This window comes from Acinetobacter sp. GW821-FHT09D10, from assembly GCF_059416285.1.
Genome location: NZ_JBWKOW010000001.1, coordinates 1,005,938 through 1,029,723 on the forward strand (window position 1 = coordinate 1,005,938; position 23,786 = coordinate 1,029,723).

Sequence of the window (23,786 nt, forward strand, 5' to 3'; positions counted from 1 at the left end):
AAGACCTTGTAGATCGTAGCTAAGGCCTTGGTGACTTCCACACTTTTGGAAAGTCGGAGAACGGACATGCCACGTATTCCTGTAATCAATACTAGCCATCTTGACCGTATTGATGAATTACTTGTCGATAACATCGATACAGGTGAATTTAAACTTCATCGCTCAGTGTTTACTGACGAAGCCCTATTTGACCTTGAAATGAAATACATCTTCGAAGGTAATTGGGTTTATTTAGCACACGAAAGCCAAATTCCAAATAATAATGACTACTACACCACTCACATTGGTCGTCAGCCGGTCATTATTGCCCGCAACCGTAACGGCGAATTGAATGCCATGATTAATGCGTGTTCACACCGCGGAGCACAACTTTGCCGTCACAAGCGTGGTAACAAAGCAACGTATACCTGCCCTTTCCATGGTTGGACGTTTAATAACTCAGGTAAATTACTTAAAGTTAAAGATCCAAGTGAAGCAGGCTACTCTGACTGTTTTAACCAAGAAGGCTCACACGACCTTAAAAAAGTGGCTCGTTTTGAGAACTACAAAGGCTTCTTGTTTGGCAGCTTAAATCCCGATGTTCCTTCACTTGAAGAATTCTTGGGTGAAACCACCAAAATCATCGACATGATTGTTGATCAGTCTGAACATGGCCTTGAGGTTTTACGTGGTTCATCTACCTATACCTATGAAGGCAACTGGAAACTCACTGCTGAAAATGGTGCCGATGGTTACCACGTTTCTGCTGTTCACTGGAACTACGCAGCAACGACTCAACACCGTAAAGAAACTCAAGCTGCCGATAACATCCGCGCGATGAGTGCAGGTTCTTGGGGTAAACAAGGCGGTGGCTCGTATGGCTTTGAAAATGGCCACATGTTGCTTTGGACACAATGGGCAAACCCAGAAGACCGTCCGAACTTCCCAAAAGCAGACGAATACACCGAAAAATACGGCGAAGCGATGTCGAAATGGATGATTGAGCGCTCACGTAACTTGTGTCTCTATCCAAACGTTTATTTAATGGATCAGTTCGGTTCGCAAATTCGTGTACTTCGCCCACTTTCTGTCAATAGAACCGAAGTCACCATTTACTGTATCGCGCCTAAAGGCGAAGCACCTGAAGCTCGTGCACGTCGTATCCGTCAATATGAAGATTTCTTTAATGCATCAGGTATGGCAACACCAGACGACTTAGAAGAATTTCGTGCTTGTCAGGCAGGCTACGCAGGTATTGCACTTGAATGGAATGACATGTGCCGTGGTTCAAAACACTGGATTTATGGACCAGATGATGCAGCAAACGAAATTGGTTTAAAACCAATGTTAAGTGGTATCAAAACTGAAGATGAAGGTCTTTATCTTGCCCAACATCAATATTGGTTAGAAACCATGAAACACGCGATTGCATCAGAGAAAGAAATTGCTGATCAGGGAGAAACAGCATGAGTACTCAAGACAAAGCAACTTTAGAAAATATTGCTCAGTTTCTCTATCGCGAAGCTCGCTTTTTAGATGATGAACAATGGGATGACTGGCTTGCATGCTATGCACCGGAAGCCTCTTTCTGGATGCCAGCTTGGGATGATGACGATAAATTAACTGAAGATCCTCAATCTGAAATTTCACTTATTTATTATCCAGACCGTCAAGGTTTAGAAGATCGTGTGTTCCGTATTAAAACTGAACGTTCGTCTGCAACCATGCCAGACACGCGCACAAGCCACAATATTGCCAACGTTGAAGTTGTAGAGCGCGACGGAGATAAAGTTACTGTTCGCTTTAACTGGAATACCTTGAGTTTCCGTTACAAGACAAATTACAGCTATTTCGGTATGTCACGTTATATGATTGATTTTTCAGGTGATCAACCAAAAATCTTGAGCAAGTATGTCGTTTTGAAAAATGACTACATCAATCAGGTGATTGATATTTATCACCTTTAAGACATACCCCCTCAGTTAAACGGACTGTTGGCTGAGGGTAAAAGTTTCAAATATTTTGTAGGATACATGCCATGTCAAACCACAATGTTGCACTTCAATTTGAAGATGGTGTTACACGTTTCATTAACGTAGCTCAAGGCGAAACCTTATCTGACGCAGCCTATCGACAAAAAATTAATATTCCTTTGGATTGCCGTGATGGTGCATGTGGAACTTGCCGCGCATTTTGCGAGTCAGGTCATTATGACATGCCAGAAGAAACCTATATTGAAGATGCATTAACACCAGAAGAAGCTGAACAAGGTTATATTCTTGCTTGCCAATGCCGCCCAACTTCAGACGCCGTATTCCAGATTCAAGCATCGTCAGATGTCTGCAAAACAGAAATTCATAGCTTCCAAGGCACATTAGCCCGCGTTGAGAACCTATCAGACTCAACCATCACATTTGATATTCAACTTGATGAAGGCCAGCCGGATATTCATTTCCTTGCAGGTCAGTATGTGAATGTTGCAATTCCAGAAACTGGCGAAACACGTTCATATTCATTTAGTTCAAAACCGGGCAACCGTTTAACTGGCTTTGTGGTACGTAACGTACCAAATGGCAAAATGAGTGAATTCTTAAGTAAGAACGCTCAAGCTGGTGACAAAATGACATTTACGGGTCCATTCGGTAGCTTCTATTTACGTAATGTAGCGCGTCCTGTGCTGATGCTCGCAGGCGGTACTGGCATTGCCCCATTTATGTCGATGTTACAAGTGCTTGAAGAGAAAGGTTCAGAACAGCCTGTTCGTTTAGTTTTTGGTGTCACCAATGACTTTGATTTGGTTGCTTTAGAAAAGCTTGATGAGTTACAGGCGAAGTTCTCATGGTTTGAATATCGAACTGTAGTTGCAAGCCCTGAGAGTACTCATGACCGTAAAGGCTATGTCACTGGTCATATTGAAAGTGAATGGTTAAACGGTGGCGACGTCGATGTTTATCTATGTGGTCCAGTACCAATGGTAGAAGCGGTACGTGGTTGGTTAGAGGCTGAAAATATCAAACCTGCTAATTTCTTGTTTGAAAAATTCTCTGCGAATTAACTTAGGGTGGAGAAGTTATCTATGTCAAACCGTCAAAGATTTACCGATAAAGTCGTGATTGTTACAGGTAGCGCCCAAGGTATTGGTCGTGGCGTGGCCCTGCAAGTCGCAGCTGAAGGCGGACAAGTCATCATGGCTGATCGCTCTGAATATATTGAAGAAGTTCTTAAAGAAATTCAGAGCACAGGTGGTGATGCCGTCACAATTAATGCTGACCTTGAAACTTATGCAGGTGCACAAGCGGTTGTTACAAAAGCTATTGAACATTATGGTCGGGTAGATATCCTGATTAATAATGTAGGTGGTGCGATCTGGATGAAACCTTTTGAGGAGTTTTCCGAAGAAGAGATCATTAAGGAAGTGAATCGTTCATTATTTCCAACGTTATGGTGCTGCCGAGCTGTGTTGCCCGCCATGATTAAGCAACAATCGGGTGTTATTGTAAATGTATCTTCAATTGCAACCCGTGGCATTAATCGTATTCCCTACTCGGCATCTAAAGGTGGTGTAAATGCTTTAACGGCATCGCTTGCTTTTGAACATGCCAAAGATGGGATCCGAGTCAATGCAGTTGCAACGGGTGGAACCGAAGCACCGCCTCGGAAAGTACCACGTAATGCCAACCCATTAAGTCAAAATGAAAAAGACTGGATGCAGCAAGTGGTTGATCAAACAATAGATCGAACATTTATGGGCCGTTATGGCACAATTCAAGAACAAGTGAATGCAATTTTATTTCTTGCATCAGACGAAGCATCGTATATGACTGGATCGGTTATTTCGGTCGGAGGAGGAGATCAGGGTTAACCCTGATCTTTTTATATGATTGGGTAAATAACATGATTTGCATGGAGGCAATCACACATGGCAACCCTGTTAAAGACATTAAAAAATGACTGGTCCATATCAGCAACAGTTGCTGGCTTTCTTGCGGTTTTAATTTCTTACTCAGGCCCACTGATTATTTTCTTTCAAGCTGCTCAGCGTGCCCATGTATCAACTGAGATGATGATTTCATGGATTTGGGGAATTTCAATTGGAGCCGCCGTTTCAGGCATTTATCTTTCAATTAAATATAAAACTCCGGTCATTACCGCATGGTCTGCACCGGGCACTGCCCTGTTAGTTACGCTATTTCCCAATGTTTCATTGAATGAAGCGGTAGCTGCTTATATTACTTCTGCCATTGTTATTTTTTTAATTGGCATTACAGGTTACTTCGACAAATTACTCAAGTGGATTCCGCAAGATGTCGCTGCGGGTATGATGGCAGGTATTCTTTTTCAGTTTGGTATTGGCCTATTTACCGCGTCTGACAGCATGCCTTTTATTGTTTTTTGCATGCTCATTGTCTTTTTAATTGCCAAACGTTTAATGCCGCGCTACACCATGATTTGGGTGTTAGGAGCCGGAGTTTTATTAAGCCTCATTTTAGGAAAAATGAATCCAGTTGATGTGAGTTTTAGTTTAGCTATCCCGCAGTGGATTAGCCCAGAATGGACATGGAACTCAACACTGAACCTCGCTGTTCCTCTTATTTTAGTCAGCTTAACTGGTCAATTTTTACCGGGTATGGCGATTATGAAACTCAGCGGTTACGACACGCCAGCCAAACCGATTATTAGCGTTACCAGTATTGCTTCTTTAGCTGTTGCTTGCGTAGGCGGTATTACCATTGTGCTTGCCTCAATTACCGCTGCTTTATGTATGGGCAAAGATGCACATGAACTGAAAGAAAAACGCTATATCGCAGGAATCGCCAATGGAATTTTTTATATTTTAGGAGGCTTATTTGCTGGCAGTATTGTCATGCTATTTAGCTTACTTCCTAAAGAGTTGGTTGCAGCACTGGCAGGATTAGCTTTGCTTGGTGCAATTGCCACAAATATTTCTGTCGCCATGAGAAATGATAGTCAACGTGATGCTGCACTTATTACCTTTTTAGCAACAACATCAGGCATGCATTTTCTTGGACTAAGCTCAGTTTTTTGGGGTATTTGCATTGGTGTAATCGCGCATTTCATTCTCACACCACGATCAACTTCAGCCACAAATTAAGTTTTTTATCTAAACACTCCAACCAAAATAAAGCCTTAAGCGCCAAGTCAGGATGCAAATAATTTGCTAATCCTGATTTGGCGATTTTTATTTAATATCAATTAAATTTCATTTTCAAAGGTCAATTTCTAAAATAATTAAATAATAGTATTTGGTCTCTTATCTCAATATTTTCATTTCAATTAATAATATAAATTTAGCTCTATTTTTATCAGTGATTCTTAGCAAGAAAATCAAGAATAAAACACCAATAAAAACATTGAAATTCTCACCATATAATATTTACAATCATTTAACACAGATAATAAAGCCCACCTCAAAACCTAAAATAAACTCATATTTTTCAAATAATTAAATTAATAAAAACACAATACCTTAAAGACATAAAGATATATCAATTAGGTTTTTGACTCTAACTCAATAACAAAATAGTTTATTAAAAAATAACGCGATACTTCACAAATTGGAGGTGAAGAAAATGGATACGAGCAAGGTTAATATTAATGAGCTAATTGACAAGGCCAGTTTTACTTCTTTTCATTGGAAAGTTTTAATCTGGTGCTTACTTATTATTATTTTTGATGGATATGATTTAGTCATTTATGGAGTAGCACTCCCTTTATTAATGCAACAATGGTCATTAACTGCGGTAGAAGCAGGTTTGCTGGCAAGCGCGGCTCTATTTGGCATGATGTTTGGTGCCATGATTTTCGGCACACTTTCGGACAAGCTCGGGCGTAAAAAAACCATCCTGATTTGTGTGACTTTATTTAGTGGATTTACCTTTATCGGTGCTTTTGCCAAAGGACCAACTGAATTTGCAATTTTGCGCTTTATTGCTGGCCTTGGTATTGGTGGCGTGATGCCAAACGTGGTCGCACTCATGACCGAATATGCGCCTAAAAAAATTCGTAGTACATTGGTCGCAATCATGTTTAGTGGTTACGCAATTGGTGGCATGACATCTGCCCTACTCGGTGCATGGCTCGTTAAGGATATGGGCTGGCAAATCATGTTTTTACTTGCAGGTATTCCACTGCTATTACTCCCACTGATCTGGAAGTTTTTACCAGAGTCTCTCGCATTTTTAGTGAAATCTAATCAGAGTGAACAGGCAAAAAGTATTGTCAGCAAAATTGCGCCTCAAACTCAGGTAAATGCCAATACAGAACTGGTGTTAAACGAAAGCACAACAACTGAAGCACCTGTCCATGCGCTTTTCCAACAAGGCCGTACCTTCAGCACATTTATGTTCTGGATTGCTTTCTTTATGTGCTTACTCATGGTGTACGCCTTAGGAAGCTGGTTACCTAAACTTATGCTGCAAGCTGGTTATTCGCTAGGTGCGAGCATGTTGTTCCTGTTTGCACTCAACATCGGTGGCATGGTTGGTGCTATTGGTGGCGGTGCTTTAGCAGATAGATTCCATTTAAAACCAGTCATTACCATCATGTTTATTGTGGGGTCAGCAGCTTTAATTTTACTTGGTATCAATAGTCCACAATTTATTTTATATAGCCTGATTGCCATTGCTGGTGCTGCCACAATTGGTTCACAAATCTTACTCTACACGTTTGTTGCACAGTTCTACCCGACAGCACTTCGTTCAACTGGCATGGGCTGGGCATCTGGAATTGGTCGTATTGGTGCAATTATCGGTCCAGTTTTAACTGGCGCCCTACTCACATTTGAGCTTCCTCACCAAATGAATTTCTTAGCGATTGCGATTCCAGGTGTGATTGCTGCACTTGCAATATTTATGGTCAATCTTAAAGCCTCTGTTGCTGCACAGACTCCATCAACATTTAACACTCAAAACACGCTTACCCAGCAGTAAACATACATGCGCCTAGGACTGGCGCATTTATCACGGAAATGGATTATGGAATTATTACATCGCTTTAAGCCACATGCTTTAACCTTTGCAACCTTAGTATTGATGTGTGGCAATTCATTCGCTGCAAATCCAAATCAGCAGGCTGAAGATGAATGGAAATTCACTTTAAAGAATGCCTATATTAATCGTAATTTTGATAATGATGCACTCAAAGATGCTGGCAGCTGGTCTCAGGCAGCATCATTATTTTATAAATCGAAAATGCATGACACTCCGCTGCAAATTGCAGACAAACCTATTACGATTGGTGCAGATGCTTCTGTTCAATACGCTGTTCGTTTAAGTTCAGACAAACATGTCGCAGATACAGTTTTGCCTTTTAATAAAGACACTCAGTCACAAGCATCAGACTTTTTAAAATACGGGGCGACATTAAAATTAGGTTATGACAAAACGCTTTTGAGTGTGGGTGAACTTTGGTTAGACTTACCTGTAACCGCTGTCGATGCCAGCCGACAATTGCTCGCTTCTTATTGGGGAACCAATTTAAAGTCGCAACTTTCAGATCAGCTTTATGCTGAAATTGGTCGAGTTGAAAAAGTGTCGCCACGAAATGAAGAGGACTTTAAAAAGTTTTCTTTTACGGCAAATGGAATTACCAAAGAATCTGATGGCTTAAATTATATAGATCTGCGCTATCAATTTACACCGTCACTCAAGGGCGAGTACTACTTTGGAAATTTAGAAGACCTCTATAACAAACACTATGTTGGGCTTGAACATAATTGGAAACAACCTAATTTCGCTCTTACTTCTAAGTTTAAATACTTCAATGCAAAAGATGATGGCAACACTTTTGATATCGATGCACAAAACATTGGAGTACTAGAAACGCTCAAAGTAAAAAACCATACCTTTGGTTTGGGATACCAACAAATTATGGGTGAGTCAGCTTACCCCCTACCAGATGGTTTCTTACCAGAAACGTATTTCATTAACTGGAATGCCACCGGTTTCTTTAAAGAAGACGAGAAGTCTTACCATGTCATGTATGGCTACGACTTTAAAGATTATGTGCCGGGTTTAAATGCGATGGTAAAATATGTGTATGGCCATGACTTTAAAGCAGCCAATGGTGAGAAAAACCACGAAACTGAGTCGAACGTGATTTTAAACTATGCGTTTCAGCAGCCGTTCTTAAAAGGCGTTGCCCTGCAATATATTCGTATTGATTACAATGTTAAACATGGCAATGACTTTGGTGAAGACCGATTGTTTGTAAACTACACCAAAAAGTTTTAATAACTTTTGATTCAATCTAAGCGAGCTATTTTGGCTCGCTTTTTATATTATTTCACTCATAAAAAAACGCTCTTACGAGCGTTTTTAATTAATCTGGCAACTTAAGCAACGTGCTTTTGTACAACAATCGAACCTACTGAATAGCCTGCGCCAAAAGATGAAATCACGCCATACTCGCCATCATTCACTTCGTGGCCTGTACGGTGTAAAGCAATAATAACGCCTGCTGAAGAGGTATTGGCAAATTCATCTAAAATAATTGGTGCGCGGCTTAAATCTGCCTCTTTACCAGCAACATATTTCAAGATTAATTCATTCATGTTGGCATTGGCTTGGTGTAACCAGAAACGTTTAATATCGTTTGCAGTTAACTGCATTTTTTCCAACTGCGCATTAATGATTTTTGCTACCAATGGACAAACATCTTTAAATACTTTGCGGCCATCTTGACGGAATAATTTGTCGTCAACTACAGCATCTTCGCTACGGTTTAAGAAGCCGAAGTTATTACGAATGTTATTTGAAAATTGAGTAAATAGATGAATATCTAAAATTTCAAAACCAGTTTTAGTGGTAGTCTCTTCAATAATAGAAGCAGTTGCAACATCACCAAAAATGAAGTGACAATCACGGTTACGATAATCTAGGTGACCAGAGGTAATCTCAACATTCACCAATAAAACACGGCGAGCGCCTGAACGAATTGCATCTGCCGCTTGTTTCAAACCAAAAGTAGCAGCTGAACATGCAACATTCATGTCATATGCATAACCTTGAATACCTAGCGCCGACTGGATTTCAATCGCGACTGCCGGATAAGCACGCTGCATGTTTGAACATGCCAAAATTACGACATCAATATCTTCTGCGGTCACGCCTGCATTTTCCATTGCTTGTTTAGCCGCAATAACACCCCATTCGGCCTGAAGAGACAGCTCATCATTTGAACGCTCAGACAAACGAGGGCGTAAACGAGTCGGATCAAGAATTCCTGATTTTTCGATTACGTAACGACTTTTAATACCAGAAGCTTTTTCAATAAATTCAGCACTTGAACCACGTAACTCTTCAAGTTCACCAGATGCAATTTTCTCTGCATTGTCTTGGTTATATTGTTCCACATAAGCATTTAAACTGACGGCCAGTTCTTCATTAGAAATGGTTTCTGTTGGATGAAATAGCCCAGTACCTGTAATACGAATGCCCATGTAAAACTCCTAAAAAAATGAAAAGGGTCTGTTAATCTTTCATTTATAAATTGCGTTGTTCGCTAAAAACAACATAAACAGACCCATATCTATTTTAACTGATTCCCAAACGATCCCATAACTTTTGCAGTCGAGTTGGTGAAATAGGCATCTTGGTTTTCATCGGTTGAGAAAATAAAGAAATGCGAAACTCTTCCAACATCAAATACAATTCTTTGATTTTAGGATCATTCTTCAATTTAAACACCTTGTCCATCCATGGATCGACATCGTCAATTGCTGCATGATCTCGCTGTAGATTATTGGGCAATCGGTCTAAACGCAATAGCAGCGCTTTCAAATAACGCGGGTATTCCTGCCAAAGATCGACAGGCTGGCAATAAACAAAATTGCCAAGTGACATTAAATCTAGCTGATCTTCAATATCATCAATACTTCGCCCAAATATCTCTGGATCAAGCACCAAAAGCTGACGGCGAATTTGCTGCCATTGAATATAAATCTCGCTCAATTGCTCAAGAGCCTGCTGACCATAACTCAAAAATTGCTTTTTGACCTGTTCGAGCAGTTTATTAAATTCATCTGCATTAATTGGCAGAGTCGTAATTGCCATTTGCAAGGTTGCATAGACCAACATCTGCTCAAGTTTAGCTTTATCACCCAAAGGTGAGTAAGCTAAAGCAAGCGGTTTTGAAATCTGCTTTTTCAACTGACGAACCAAGTCACCAAGTTGCATGTGTACCAGACGGATAATACCTTCACGATGGTGTTTAATGGCTTCAGCCTGATCATTAAAAGTCTGGATGACAATACCAGAATCATCTTTAGCATCAGTTTCAGCAAAAGCTTTGGTCGGCACTAAAGCCTGATATTGTTTCACAACAACACCTGTGACCTTGTGTGAAGCCTCAAAAGTAAAGTTGTCAGGGAAGTTTTTAAACTCACCTTTTTGCTGTTTTACTGGACGATGCGTTTCCACACGACAACGTGCTTTTAGCTCTGGCAGATCACGACCTTTCGCAATCAACTTACCTTTTTCATCAATGACTTTAATGAATGGCACCAAATATGGATCAATGCGTTCAAACGAGAAATCTTTGTCTGTAATTTGCTCGCCACGTAAGGCAAAAGCTAAATAACTAAAAATATGTTCACGTAAATGTACTGCATCAATACCCTGCATGAGCTTACGAGCTGTATCAGGAATAGGCACTACATTACGACGCTTGTCTTTAGGTAACGCTTTGAGTAAAGCCTCAATTAAGTCTTGGCGCCAGCCCGGAATTCCCCATGACCAAATATTTTCATCGACTTGAGGTAGTGCCTGAACAGGAATCTGAACAGTTGCGCCATCTTCGTCATGGCTTGGGTCAAAATGATATGTCGTCGCTAAACGTAGCTGCCCATTATGCAGATGATCTGGAAATTGCTGCGTAGTTGGTCGATCATTGAGCCAAAGCGCATCATCCTCAACGAATAAATAACGCGGATTATTTGCTTCTACCGTCGCTCGCCAGTCTTCAAAACTACGACGGCTTGCAATTTCTTCGGGAATTTTAGAGGCATAGAACTGATAAATTGTTTCTTCATCAACCACCAAATCACGGCGACGCAACTTATCTTCAACTCGCTCCACTTCTTCAAGTTTAAGTAAGTTGTGTTTTAAAAATGGTGGAACTGTACCCAAATTACCTGTAGTTAATGCATCACGTAAGAAAATCTCATGTGCAGCAGGCTGGTCAACTTTTTCAAAATTAATTAACCGTTTTGGTTCAATAATTAAACCAAATAAGGAAATTTGCGCATACGCATTTACGATCCCCGCTTTCTTAGACCAATGCGGTTCAAAATAGTGATATTTCAACAAGTCACGTGCAGCGAGCAAAATCCATTCAGGATCAATTTTGGCTAAAGTACGTAAATATACCTGCGATGTTTCGACCATCTCAAAAGCCATCACCCAAGAGGTATTGGTTTTGTGCAAAGTACTTGCTGGAAAAACTTTTGCCTTTTGCTGACGCACTGCCATAAAGGTATTGCGTTCATCTGTTTTATTGGCAATGAAAGAAAGTAACCCTGTCAGCAACGCACGATGCAAATTTTCATAATTTGCATCTTTTTCATTAAAACTGAGTTTTAAACCTTCTGCTAATTCAACTAATTGCTGATGCGTTTGTTTCCACTCACGTAAACGCAACCAACTTAAAAAATTCTCCTTAGCAAACTGACGTCGTTTATTTTCAGACATACTTGCTTCACCTTTAGGATTTAAAGTATCCCAAAGTTTCAAATAAAACAGAAAATCTGAATCTGCTTCTTTGAACAATGCATGCTTTTGGTCAGCCTGCATTTGTTTGTCTGCTGGGCGTTCACGAGGATCTTGAACCGCTAAAGCACTCACGACAATCAAGATTTCTTTGAGTACACCAAAATGCGCACCACCAATAATCATACGCGCTAAACGTGGGTCAATCGGCATACGTGCCATCATTTGCCCGACTTTGGTCAGCTCATTTTTCTTCTCATTCATTGCCCCTAACTCAATCAAGAGCTTTCGACCATCATTCACAAGACGGAAATCTGGCGGTTCAATAAAATCGAAGTTTTCTAACTCACCTAAGCCCAAACTTTGCATTTGCAAAATAACAGAAGCTAAGTTAGTTCGTTTAATTTCCGGTTCGGTAAATTCTGGACGGCTTAAAAAGTCTTCTTCGCTGTATAAACGAATACAGACACCAGCAGCAATACGACCGCAACGCCCTTTACGCTGATTGGCAGCGGCTTGGGAAATAGCTTCAATCGGTAAGCGTTGAACCCGTGATCGATAGTTATAACGAGAAATACGAGCAAAACCGCTATCGATCACATAGCGAATATTTGGAACAGTAAGCGCAGTTTCGGCCACGTTGGTCGCAATAATAATACGACGGCCTTTACCACCTGGACTGAAAATCTTTTGTTGTTCAGAAACAGCTAAGCGCGCATACAACGGTAAAATTTCCGTATGTCTTGGCCCGTACTTTTGCAAGGTTTCCTGCAATTCACGAATTTCTTGCTCTGTGCTTGAGAAAATCAGAATATCGGCATGTTCTGGGTGACCTTTTGCTTCCGCATCAGCAAAACATTCTTCAACCGCTTGTACCACTGCACGTGGTAGATTTTCTTCAAAATCATCAAACTCATCGTCGTCACTTCCGCCAATATTCATCTCTGAAATTGGACGATAAAGCACTTCAACTGGATAACTACGCCCTTCAACTTCAAAAATTGGTGCGTCATTAAAGTAATTACTAAAACGATTTACATCTAAAGTTGCAGAAGTCACGATGACTTTAAGGTCTGGGCGTTTTGGCAGTAACTGCTTTAAATAGCCCATAATAAAATCGATATTGAGTGAGCGTTCATGCGCCTCATCAATAATGATCGTGTCATATTTAGACAAGAAACGGTCATTGCCTAACTCGGCAAGTAAAATACCGTCGGTCATTAACCGGACAATCGAATCTTGCGAACCTTGTTCATTAAATCGGATTTTAAAACCAATCGACTCGCCAAGCTTTTCGCCGACTTCCTCAGCAATACGCTGCGACACACTACGTGCTGCTAAACGGCGTGGCTGTGTATGACCAATCATACCTGTTAAGCCACGACCGGCTAACATTGCAATTTGGGGAAGCTGAGTGGTTTTACCGGAACCTGTTTCACCTGCCACAATAATGACCTGATGCTTTTGAATTGCATCAATTAGGCGGTCAGCATATTGAGAAACCGGTAGTTCCTGATTTAGTTTAATTTCAGGTAAACGTGCAAAGCGCTGTCTTACTTTGGCATTAGATTGTTCAAATAATTTTTCAATCTCTGCTGTATTGGCTTTTTTATCTTTACGTAAACGATTTAAACGGTGACGATCTCTTGCCATCACCCACTGATCTATATTTAAACCATTCTGCACAAACAAACTTTCCTGAAAATACAACAATCCACTATTTTACGCTTTAATGTGCATAAGGTAAAACAATTGGTTTTTGATATATTTTTAATTTTTTTACATTTTACCCTTGAATTCTCACTAACGAGACTTCATGTTGTTAGGCAAGTTTCTTTTACTATACCTGTCATTTGATTTACATGTTTTTGCAGTCAAATCGAGTACAGTGTTTGGGGACTTAAAAATCGCAAATTTATCACTTATTCAATTTTCCGATTTTAGTCATGTAAAAATACTATTTCCCCAATAAAGAATTTTTATTTATTCTACATCTCGTAAACAAGTTTAAATATAAACCTCAATCATGGAGACAATGATGAGCTTGATTAATACTGAAGTTAAACCATTCCAAGCAACTGCTTACCACAACGGCCAATTTGTTGAAGTTAACGAAACTAACCTTAAAGGTAAGTGGTCTGTTGTATTCTTCTATCCAGCTGACTTCACTTTCGTTTGTCCAACTGAACTTGGTGACTTAGCAGACAACTACGCTGAATTCCAAAAACTTGGTGTTGAAATTTATGCTGTATCTACTGATACACACTTCACGCACAAAGCTTGGCACGACACTTCTGAAGAAATCAAAAAAATTCAATATCCATTAGTTGGTGATCCAACTTGGACTCTTTCTAAAAACTTCGACGTTCTTATCGAATCTGAAGGTTTAGCTGACCGTGGTACTTTCGTTATTGATCCAGAAGGTAAAATCCAAATCGTTGAACTTAACGCTGGTGGTATCGGCCGTGATGCGTCTGAACTTCTTCGTAAAGTAAAAGCTGCTCAATACGTTCACGCTCACCCAGGTGAAGTTTGCCCAGCTAAATGGAAAGAAGGCGAAGCAACTCTTGCTCCATCTATCGACTTAGTTGGTAAAATCTAATTTTTTAGATTAGACCAATACGTCTGAAACCACCCTTTTTAGGGTGGTTTTTTTATTGGTTATTTTTATAAATCGAAGCCCTACTCCACACCAAAATTTTATAGCTAATTTTTTACAATTCTTATACTTATAAATTTATAGCAACATTCATTTATGAATTGTCAGTCTGCTTAACTTAGAGTACTGTCAAATGATGAAACAAAAGAGTTTTTATATATGTACTAAAAGATCAAATAAAAGTAGGAGTAGTTATATGGAAAAATCTGTTGTTGTAACCTCTTGGAAATACGATGTTTCTTCACGCTATTTAAAAATTTTCTATAGCAATGGCTCAGGTGAGCTCTATCATCCCGTTCCAGAGTTTATCTACAATAATTTGCTACGTACAAATGATAAAACCGCATTTGTTCACAAATATCTTGAGTTTGATCTGCATTTTAAAAGGCTCTGTATTTCTGCTTAATCATAAAAAATCAGCCCGCTTGGGCTGATCTGTTTTATATCTTTCGACTATTTAAGCCGCGTCATTTTGCTCAATATATTTCTTTAACATTTTATCCTTCACATCCACATGCATATTAATTTTACTGAGGTCGCCCTTATAGTGCTCTACAACGCGATCATCCATAATTTTTGACCACCAAGATGGAATAAATGCAGGCAGAATCATTGCACCATAACCTGCTGGTAATTGCGGCGCATCTTCAAAGTGACGTAGGGTCTGAAAGCTGCGAGTTGGATTGGCATGATGATCTGAATGGCGTTGTAATTGATACAAGAACAGATTGGTCACCACATTATTATTGTTCCAGCTATGCTCTGGCAAAGTACGTTCATATTGGCCATTTTCTTTCTTTGCACGCTTTAAACCATAATGTTCAATATAATTCACCGATTCAAACAAAGTTACTGCATAAGCGGCTTGAGTAACTTGAAATGGGAGAGAACGCGTACCAAATTTCGTAAACATGGCTGCATGGTACACAGCAGACATCGCCCAGCCATGAATCAGCTCATTTTCCTTACAGAAAAAAGGCAATTTCTTACGTTCTAAACGATTCTTTTCAATTTCGATCGCCGATTTAAAGCTGCCAATCACGGTACGTGGTAAAAACTTCCAAAAGGTTTCACCAAATTGTGAAGATGCTGGGTCTTCAGGTGTCGCAACTCGACGGTGGTGTCCATAAGGGTGTTCAATTCGGAAATGGTTATAACCCGATGGCGCTAGAGCTAAATGCGATAAATAATGTTCAAGCTGTCCATTCTTGTGGCTAAGTTCATGGGCAGTATTAATAGCAATTCCATTGACCATTCCCACCAAAGTTCCCAGTAAAACCTGATCAGCAAGAGGTGTATTTTTACGACTGGCTAAATATGCCCCATAGATATTGGTCGCATATTGCAAAGGAATAAAAAGTTTAACAATACGAGCGTAATACGGATCAGCTTCTAAATCCGCGATTGCATCTAATGGTGGATTTTCTGTGTCTTCACCAATCAATTTATCCAATGCAGGAATAACACCATGAATAAATAATGGCCCAAATGAAGCGAAGAACTTTTTAGTTTTTTTAGGACCAAATTGATAGCCCGCTAGGCCACCCATTGCAATGGTCGGTACAGCCAAACCCAATAGCCATAAATGACGTTTTTTGTCCTTAAATGTTGTTGTCGCTTGCTCGACATCCAGTTGAGTATGCATATTCATTAGAGACTCCAATCAAACACAAAATGTTTTTCTTGAATTGATTGTGATCCTTCATAGCCCCTCTATATTATCATTTTAAGACTTGCTATTATCATTTTAAGACTTTACTGAGTTTTTCTTGTGCAGAAGCAACAGATCCCTGTTATTCCATCACGTTATTATTTACGGTTGATTGAAATTTTAATCAACACGCATCAATACAATAATGATTTGTTGGTGACATTGCAGCAAGAACTGGCAAAAACAGAATTGTTATCGATTCAACAAATTGAACAATTCATTGAGATGGGTTTGAGTCTGCCCAATACCCAAGACTTGGCCTTTGAACTCGGTAAAAATATAAAACTCAGCTCACATAGTCTAGTGGGCTATGCGCTAATGACCAGTCCTAATTTGGAACATGCACTTAGGCTGATTGCACAATATTTTAGACTGATTATGCCGAGTTTTAAGCTCAGTATTCAGTTTCCGACTAATCAGCAAAAGGTTGAACTATTATTCGAACCGATTTTGCAGATGAATAAGCAATGTTTGGCCTTTCATATTGAAGCGATTGCCGTGGCGTTTTACTACAGCCTGTTAGAATTGGCAGGTCAGCAATTACAACGCTACCAAGTGTATTTAAGTGTTCCAGAGCCGAGCTATCAAGAACGTTACGTATCCTTAGTGAAAGCCAATTTCCACTTTAACTATACGTGGCTTTCAGGTATACGCGTGGTAATTGATCAACAACAATTGGCACTACCCTTACCTTTAGCTGACGCGCATAGTTTAAAAATAGTTGAGCAACGCTGTCAGGAACAAATCCAAAAGATCTATCATCAAGGTGAAATTGTGGAATGGGTCAGCATGATGTTGCGACAAGCCAATCAAGTCCCCACCCTAATGGAGTGTGCCAAAGTATTAAACATTTCCACCAAAACCCTGCAACGCTATTTACAGCAACAAGGTGTTGAATTTCAAGCTTTAAAGCAGCAGATCAGCACTGAGCGTGCCATTGATTTATTAGAGAATTCTACCTTTACCATTACCCATATTGCCTATGAGCTGGGGTATTCCAATCCTGCCAATTTCACCCGTGCATTTAATAAAGTACAGGGCTGTAGTCCACAAGCTTATCGGCAAGAATATCTAAAGAAAGTGAACCTACTTCAGAACCACCATACATAAACCAGCGCCTACTGGCAAAATACTGCTCATAAAGTTTTGATCATTTTTAATCAGTTCCAGAAATGATTTTACTTCGGCAGCATGTGAAATGACGTTATCAATAATGAGTACGCCACCTTTTGGCTTGATCAGACGTTTTAAATCTGGCCAATAATTCTCGTAAGCATTGCGCTCAGCATCTAATAAAATAAAATCAAAGGTTTCCTGCGCTTCTTTTAAATAATCAGCTGCATCGCCTACCCAAAATTGAACGATTTCACTCAGCTCTAACTCAGCAACATGGCATTTCGCCTCAGCACTTCGCTTTGCATCAATTTCAACTGTAGTCACCTGCCCACCAGTTGCCTGAGCGGCTTCAGCTAGCCATAAAGTTGAGTAACCCGTTGACGTACCAATTTCTAAAATAGCTTTGGCTTGCTGCATGCGAATAAATTGCGACAGTAGTTTTGCAGACTCAGCCTCAATATTGCGATAACGCAGCAAGCGATCTGCCTGCTGGGCATCATGCCGTTTAAAGGTGTCATATAAATCTGCAACTCTTTGTAAGAAAAAAGTATTTGGCATATATTCACCCTTTAAACTCGTTATTTTATATGACAGTCGTTTGAGTTAAGTGCTTTGAATTAACTTAAACCGCGGTACGATACTTCCATCAGCCACTTGAACCGTTTCAGTAAACATATCTAGTGGACGCACCCAAGTCGAATAGTCACCATAAAGACACTGATAAACGACTAGCTCCTCTTCAGTCTCACTGTGTTTTGCCACAGAAAAAACTTGATAGAGATTACCTTTATAATGCTGATAAATGCCGCGTTGCAATGACATGAAAGTACCTTTTAATGTTATGACATAAAATCTTTACAGCCATATAACATATATAAATTTTTAAATACTTTCACTTTAAAAGATAAAAAAGAGTAATAAAGGACACTTAAAGACAAATTACCGCTTTAAATTATTGATATTGTTTATGAGTATCACGCTAAATTCAAAAAACCGATCAAATCTATAAAAACATACTGTTTTACCTATTTTATGTTTTAACGTACTATGCATCTATTGAAAGAATTTGGATGCATTGGAGTAAAAACAGATGTTAGATCAAAACATTAAAACTCAATTAAAAGCTTATTTAGAACGTTTAGAAAGTCCAATCGAATTAGTTGCTGCTTTGGATGAATCAGATAAAGCTGCTCAAATTAAAGAACTAGTTACCGAAATTGCTGAACTTTCTGACCAAGTAACTGCCCGTTTTGATGGCAACAATACACGTCGTCCAAGCTTTGGTGTGGCTAAAGCAGGTGAACAACCTCGTGTGTTCTTTGCTGGTTTACCGATGGGCCATGAGTTTACATCTTTGATCTTGGCACTGTTACAGGTGTCTGGCTATGCTCCTAAAGTGTCTGATGAAGTACTTAACCAGATTAAAGGTTTAAACCTCAAAGCTGATTTTGATGTATTTGTATCGCTAAGCTGTCATAACTGTCCGGACGTAGTACAGGCGCTTAACCTGATTGCGATTTATAATCCGAACACAACTGCAACCATGATCGATGGTTCATTCTTCCAAGACGAAGTTGAACAACGCAAAATCATGGCGGTTCCAATGGTGTTCCAAGACAATGAACACATTGGTCAAGGTCGTATGACGCTTGAAGAGATTGTGGCAAAACTCGACACCAACTCTGCTGAAAAAGATGCAGCGGCGCTTAATGCCAAAGATGCGTTTGATGTGTTAGTAATTGGTGGCGGACCTGCAGGTGCAACTGCTGCAATCTATGCAGCACGTAAAGGCATCAACACGGGTATCGTGGCTGAACGTTTTGGTGGTCAGGTCATGGATACCATGGACATTGAAAACTTCACTTCTGTGCAAAAGACTCAAGGTCCTAAATTTGCTGCTGAAATGGAAGCACATGTCCGTGAATACGAAGTTGATATCATGAATTTGCAACGTGTCAGCAAAATCGTTGGTGCAGATCAAACCACAAATGGTCTGGTTGAAGTTGAACTTGAAAATGGTGCAAAGCTTGAATCGAAAACAGTGATCCTTTCAACAGGTGCACGTTGGAGAGAAATGAATGTACCGGGTGAGCAAGAATACCGTACCCGTGGTGTCGCGTACTGCCCACACTGTGATGGCCCGTTGTTCAAAGGCAAACGTGTTGCCGTGATTGGTGGCGGTAACTCTGGTGTTGAAGCTGCAATTGACCTTGCGGGAATTGTTGAGCATGTGACTCTGGTTGAGTTCGACACCAAACTACGTGCTGACCAAGTCTTGCAAAACAAATTGCATAGCTTGCCAAACACCACTGTGATTATGAATGCCTTAAGTACTGAAGTATTAGGTGATGGTTCACAAGTGACAGGTCTTAAATATAAAGACCGTGCGACTGATCAAGAGCATGTAGTAGAGCTTGCAGGGATCTTTGTCCAGATTGGTTTATTGCCAAACACTGACTTCTTGAAAGACAGTGAGCTTGAATTAACCAATCGTGGCGAGATCATTGTAAATGACCGCAACGAGACTAATGTCAAAGGTGTGTTTGCTGCGGGTGACTGTACCACTGTGCCTTACAAACAAATCATTATTGCTACAGGTGAAGGCGCTAAAGCATCGCTTTCTGCATTTGATTACATTATCCGTTCTGGGCAATAAAATTTAGTCAAACCAGTACGATTTAACCCAAGCCTAGCATTACAAAATGCTAGGCTTTTTTAATATTAGCGTTACAACTCTTTAACAATTTTCGATCTTTATTAATCAGTTAGTTTATGTTTATATTTTAGACATCCATAATTTTGGATGCCATAAATTAGAAGGAAAAACACAATGAATAAATTACTTGTTGCTTTAGGTCTTGCTGCGACCGTTGCTCTTGTTGGATGTAATAAAGATAAAGCTCCAGAAACAGGTGCGACAACGGGTGAACACTTAGAAAATGCAGCTCAACAAGCAACTGCAGATATCAAATCTGCTGGTGACAAAGCTGCAGACGATATTGCTACTGCAACTGATAATGCTACTGCAAAAATCGATGCTGCAACTGACCATGCTGCTGATGCTACCGCTGAGGCTGCTGCAAAAACTGAAGCGACTGCTCGTAAAGCAACTGCTGATACAGCTCAAGCTGTTGAAAATACCGCTGCTGAAGTGAAAAAAGATGCTCAACACTAATTGTCTTTAATAAAAAAGCCCCTATTTATTAGGGGCTTTTTTTGGCTTTTAAAATCTTTTATGAAATTAAGCCTTCATCACGCATCGCAATTTGTACAGATTGACGCTCTGCTACTTTATTACGTAGTGCAATAATGTGTTTATATGGTGTTAAATCATGCTCAATTGAATTTGACCAATTTGTTAAAACAAATAGATAAGCATCTGCTGGGCCAAAATTATCATTTACTAAATAATCATAATCAGATTCAGCCAAATAATTATCGATATATTTTAAAAGACGATCAATTTCTGCATAAGCTTTGGTTTTTTCATCATTTGTTAATGGCGCCCCAAAGAAAACTGCATAAGCATCATGTAATTCAGAGTTCAAATACCCCAACCACTCTAATACTTTCGCACGGCCCATCCCAGATGGCGGAATTAAATCCTGCTTAGGGTCATGCTGAGCAAGAAACGGTAAAATCGCCACATTTTCAGTTAACATTAAACCCGGATTAATTTCTAAAGCAGGTACATATCCTTTTGGATTAATTTCGTAATAATCTGCACCTTTTTCTGTTTTATGAGTTTTTAAATTTACCCGTTCTAAGTCAAAATCAACATTAATTTCATTTAAAATAATATGTGCAGCTAAAGAACATGCGCCTGGCGAATAATATAATTTCATATCTGATCCTTGTTATCTCATATTAACGTTTTAAATTGCTTCTAGAAAACCTGCAAGGTTTGCACAATTCTTTAATTGTAAAAAAGCGTAAACTTATAAAATACTTACACCATCTAATATTCTTGAAAAAGTCATTCCTTGCAAGTTGTCTTGCGTGACGATTGTTTAAAATATGATAAAACACATTTGCGTCACGCAATTTTTCCGTTAATTACGCTTAAAAAGCTGGCTAAGCCAATTCATTAATTCAGTTAAGAAATCAAAAATACCATTTTTCTTATCATCGTCAGGGTGACTTGAGTCTTTTCCATTTAAATCTAGATCGACAATTACAGGGTCATGGTCTGAAGAACGATAGGCATCTTCACCATAGAACAATGCCTTTTGCTCATCCGTTTTATATTCTTCGTTGTAGTCTAAAAGCGTTGGCTCATCTGCATTGATATGCCATGCAAAGGTTCTGACTACTTTTGGATATAAAGCTGCATCAGCAATTGCATGGTCTAAATTACCTGCTCCACCATTACCATTGGCATCACTCGCAACACCAAAAACATAGCTATATGCCTGAGTGCCCTGACCTACCTTGGCATCATTAAGCAAAACTTTATAGTTCGCTTTTTCAAACGACAAAATAGGTTCTTCTTTTGCATAACTGTTCATGTCCCCGACAAGTAAAGCATTTTGCTCAGGCACTTGAGTTGGATTTTTCGCTAACCATTGCACAATTTGATCAACTGCTTTCACACGAGTTGGATTCCAGCAGCCTTGACCATCTTTTTGGTCTGAGTCAGTAGAGCTAGCATCAACCCCACTACAGCTTTTCGATTTCAAGTGATTTGGAATAACGGTAAACGTTTTATTACCGCGAACCGCTTGGAAACTTTGCGCCAATGTTGTTCGGTTCTTATCGCCCAAATCAAGTACAACAGGCTTGTTTAAAGGCTTAACACGCTTACTGTTATAAATAATAGCCACAGCAATTGCATCACCACCTAAACGGTCTAGATTTTCAGGAACCACATATTTCCAATCGCTACCTAAAGCTTTGGTCAAATGAGCAATAGCACTGTCTGGGCCATAACCGTTGTTGGCAATTTCCATCAAACCGTATACATCGGCATCAATCGCTTTGAGTGCACTCACAATTTTACGATGCTGTTTGTCAAACTCAGCTTGTGTGGTCGCACCACGCTCTGTTGGAAAACCTGTTGCGCCATTGTCATAGTTCAAAACATTAAATGAAGCTACACGAATGTGATTGGCATTTTTGGTAAGGACACTTTGACGCGGATTTGGTTGAGTAAGAACCTCAGGCTGATTGCGCCCAAGCACAGGTTGAACACGCCAACCATTAAAACGGTATTCTAAAATACCTTCAGCATTTTTAAGTTGATAACCCGAACGTAGCGTATTGGCAGCACTAAAATTGTTTGGTAACCATGGCGTACGGTTTTGGTTGTTATAACCATCATCAAAAATAATTTTTGATAATAAGTTTTTCTGAGCTAGAGCTTTAGCTTCTGGAGATAATGCTGGATATAAATTGGTTGGAATATATAAACGGCCTAAACTTAACGATAGTTCACCATAGCGACCATAATTGTAGTTCTCACTCACCGTTAAAGTCTGAGGTAATTTGACCAACATCCCTTGATAACGCTGCGGAGAGTTGGCCGAGCCACCAGTTAAGCTGGCAAACGGAAGTTCAAGGCTAACCGGCTGAACCTGATTTGCCATATTGCTATTACAAGTTTGAATATCTTGTTGTAATTGGTCTATCTGTAGCTGGTTTTGATAAGACGTTAAACGGCCACGTAAAATAACTTCATCGCCAACTTGCCCACCTTTGACAGTACTGCTATTTGGAATATAAACAAAAATTGCATTGCTGACATTTGCTCTAGCCTTCGTGTCTGGGGTCTGAACATAAAAACCAGAGAATCCATTGGCATAACGATAATCAGCTGTAATCACACCACGTACAGTATAAGTCTGGTCTTGAGTTGCTGCCTCCAAGTCAGCAATCGCTGTATCTGAACTTGAACAACTGACTGTTTCAACAGGAGGCTGAGTTGTAGAACCTGATAAATTTGAAAAGTCATTTCGGTTTGTCCAAATCGACCATGAATGGTCCAAATCAAATGCTGCGGTTGCATCAATACTTAAAGCTGGGTTTTCTGTTTCAATACGCTTAAAACTATTTCCTAAGCTTGAAACTGCTGTCCCCCATCCCGCTGCTGGGCGTTCACCAATACGACCAAAACGGTCTACAGATGTACCTTTATAAACAAGTACGACTGCATCATCACCATTAAAAGATAGTGCTGCCACCTGATTAACTTTACTTCCAAGCTCTGTTTGCAACTCAGAGCGGCCCACTAAAAACTTCTGTTTGCTCGCGAGTGTGCCTTGTAAACGAAAAGCCACTGTCTTCGCTGTTCCACCATTATTAAATTGTTGAATCTCATAATCGGCTAAATTAACTGTAGTGCCATCTGGATTATAAATTTCCAAGCCTTTTTTATTGCTGCTGCCATCAACATATTGACTAAACATGAGCTGTGCCTGAGCAACTGAGCTATATGAAAATGCACCTAATGCACTTAAAAAGACCGAAAGTGTTCTTAATTGAAAAGTTTTCATGAGTAAAAGTGTTCATATGAGTTTTAATTAGTCTCTTAGAGTAAATATTGATCATGACATCTACATGAAGAAAAACACCGAAACATTTGACTTGATCACCCGAA

At 39.7% G+C, this 23,786-nt stretch carries 18 protein-coding genes and 1 pseudogene; 12 read left to right on the forward strand and 7 right to left on the reverse strand.

The window, feature by feature from the left end:
• The first annotated feature begins 66 nt into the window (after positions 1–66).
• The 7 genes and pseudogenes from benA to AC07M3_RS04790 all read left to right on the forward strand — a co-directional run bounded on the left by benA (position 67) and on the right by AC07M3_RS04790 (position 8,231).
• Positions 67–1,449, forward strand: coding sequence for a benzoate 1,2-dioxygenase large subunit (benA, locus tag AC07M3_RS04760; protein WP_494566684.1), 1,383 nt, complete (start codon positions 67–69; stop codon positions 1,447–1,449).
• Positions 1,446–1,965, forward strand: a pseudogene (benB, locus tag AC07M3_RS04765) (benzoate 1,2-dioxygenase small subunit). Before benA ends, benB begins: the two are co-directional and overlap by 4 nt.
• Positions 1,966–2,017: 52 nt before the next feature.
• The gene (gene benC / locus AC07M3_RS04770; RefSeq protein WP_494566685.1) at positions 2,018–3,034 is read left to right on the forward strand and encodes a benzoate 1,2-dioxygenase electron transfer component BenC; all 1,017 of its coding nucleotides are present in this window, start codon (positions 2,018–2,020) and stop codon (positions 3,032–3,034) included.
• A 21-nt stretch (positions 3,035–3,055) separates the two neighbouring features.
• Positions 3,056–3,841 carry a 1,6-dihydroxycyclohexa-2,4-diene-1-carboxylate dehydrogenase gene (locus AC07M3_RS04775; protein WP_494566686.1) on the forward strand — a complete coding sequence of 262 codons (786 nt, stop codon included), beginning with the start codon at positions 3,056–3,058 and terminating at the stop codon, positions 3,839–3,841.
• A 57-nt stretch (positions 3,842–3,898) separates the two neighbouring features.
• The gene (benE, locus tag AC07M3_RS04780; RefSeq protein WP_494566687.1) at positions 3,899–5,092 is read left to right on the forward strand and encodes a benzoate/H(+) symporter BenE; all 1,194 of its coding nucleotides are present in this window, start codon (positions 3,899–3,901) and stop codon (positions 5,090–5,092) included.
• A gap of 478 nt (positions 5,093–5,570) precedes the next feature.
• On the forward strand, positions 5,571–6,929 hold the full coding sequence (locus AC07M3_RS04785) for an aromatic acid/H+ symport family MFS transporter (RefSeq protein ID WP_494566688.1): 1,359 nt from the start codon (positions 5,571–5,573) through the stop codon (positions 6,927–6,929).
• A 45-nt stretch (positions 6,930–6,974) separates the two neighbouring features.
• Complete coding sequence (locus AC07M3_RS04790) at positions 6,975–8,231, forward strand: OprD family outer membrane porin (RefSeq protein WP_494566689.1); 1,257 nt, start codon at positions 6,975–6,977, stop codon at positions 8,229–8,231.
• 101 nt (positions 8,232–8,332) lie between these two features.
• Here the strand turns inward: AC07M3_RS04790 and AC07M3_RS04795 are convergent, their stop codons facing one another.
• Positions 8,333–9,439: a beta-ketoacyl-ACP synthase III gene (locus AC07M3_RS04795; protein WP_003652647.1), complete on the reverse strand. Its 1,107-nt coding sequence runs from the start codon at positions 9,437–9,439 to the stop codon at positions 8,333–8,335.
• Between the two features lie 94 nt (positions 9,440–9,533).
• Complete coding sequence (gene hrpA / locus AC07M3_RS04800; protein ID WP_005303603.1) at positions 9,534–13,391, reverse strand: ATP-dependent RNA helicase HrpA; 3,858 nt, start codon at positions 13,389–13,391, stop codon at positions 9,534–9,536.
• Between the two features lie 352 nt (positions 13,392–13,743).
• Between hrpA and ahpC the strand changes: the two genes are divergently transcribed.
• On the forward strand, positions 13,744–14,307 hold the full coding sequence (gene ahpC / locus AC07M3_RS04805) for an alkyl hydroperoxide reductase subunit C (protein ID WP_003652649.1): 564 nt from the start codon (positions 13,744–13,746) through the stop codon (positions 14,305–14,307).
• A 253-nt stretch (positions 14,308–14,560) separates the two neighbouring features.
• Entirely contained in the window at positions 14,561–14,770 is a 210-nt protein-coding gene (locus AC07M3_RS04810) for a KTSC domain-containing protein (RefSeq protein WP_003652651.1), read from the forward strand.
• A gap of 51 nt (positions 14,771–14,821) precedes the next feature.
• Here AC07M3_RS04810 and AC07M3_RS04815 read toward each other — a convergent pair whose 3' ends face one another.
• Positions 14,822–16,015 carry an alkane 1-monooxygenase gene (locus AC07M3_RS04815; RefSeq protein WP_494566690.1) on the reverse strand — a complete coding sequence of 398 codons (1,194 nt, stop codon included), beginning with the start codon at positions 16,013–16,015 and terminating at the stop codon, positions 14,822–14,824.
• A gap of 120 nt (positions 16,016–16,135) precedes the next feature.
• Here AC07M3_RS04815 and AC07M3_RS04820 point away from each other — a divergent pair, with 120 nt between their 5' ends.
• Complete coding sequence (locus AC07M3_RS04820) at positions 16,136–17,185, forward strand: helix-turn-helix domain-containing protein (RefSeq protein WP_494566691.1); 1,050 nt, start codon at positions 16,136–16,138, stop codon at positions 17,183–17,185.
• On the opposite strand, the gene AC07M3_RS04825 is transcribed toward AC07M3_RS04820, so the two are convergent.
• Together AC07M3_RS04825 and AC07M3_RS04830 are read right to left on the reverse strand one after the other, a co-directional pair.
• Positions 17,162–17,749, reverse strand: coding sequence for an O-methyltransferase (locus AC07M3_RS04825; protein ID WP_494566692.1), 588 nt, complete (start codon positions 17,747–17,749; stop codon positions 17,162–17,164). The two genes, AC07M3_RS04820 and AC07M3_RS04825, sit on opposite strands and share 24 nt — an antisense overlap.
• Positions 17,750–17,794: 45 nt before the next feature.
• A complete protein-coding gene (locus AC07M3_RS04830) occupies positions 17,795–18,013 on the reverse strand; it encodes a DUF1653 domain-containing protein (RefSeq protein WP_003652655.1) in 219 nt (72 codons plus the stop codon).
• A 268-nt stretch (positions 18,014–18,281) separates the two neighbouring features.
• On the opposite strand from AC07M3_RS04830, the gene ahpF reads away from it, so the two are divergent.
• Together ahpF and AC07M3_RS04840 are read left to right on the forward strand one after the other, a co-directional pair.
• On the forward strand, positions 18,282–19,847 hold the full coding sequence (gene ahpF, locus AC07M3_RS04835) for an alkyl hydroperoxide reductase subunit F (RefSeq protein ID WP_494566693.1): 1,566 nt from the start codon (positions 18,282–18,284) through the stop codon (positions 19,845–19,847).
• Positions 19,848–20,021: 174 nt separating this feature from the next.
• A complete protein-coding gene (locus tag AC07M3_RS04840; RefSeq protein ID WP_092707889.1) occupies positions 20,022–20,366 on the forward strand; it encodes a hypothetical protein in 345 nt (114 codons plus the stop codon).
• 58 nt (positions 20,367–20,424) lie between these two features.
• Here the strand turns inward: AC07M3_RS04840 and AC07M3_RS04845 are convergent, their stop codons facing one another.
• Positions 20,425–21,036, reverse strand: coding sequence for a glutathione binding-like protein (locus AC07M3_RS04845; RefSeq protein WP_004642025.1), 612 nt, complete (start codon positions 21,034–21,036; stop codon positions 20,425–20,427).
• 207 nt (positions 21,037–21,243) lie between these two features.
• Positions 21,244–23,682 carry an ExeM/NucH family extracellular endonuclease gene (locus tag AC07M3_RS04850; protein ID WP_494566694.1) on the reverse strand — a complete coding sequence of 813 codons (2,439 nt, stop codon included), beginning with the start codon at positions 23,680–23,682 and terminating at the stop codon, positions 21,244–21,246.
• Between the last annotated feature and the right edge of the window lie 104 nt (positions 23,683–23,786).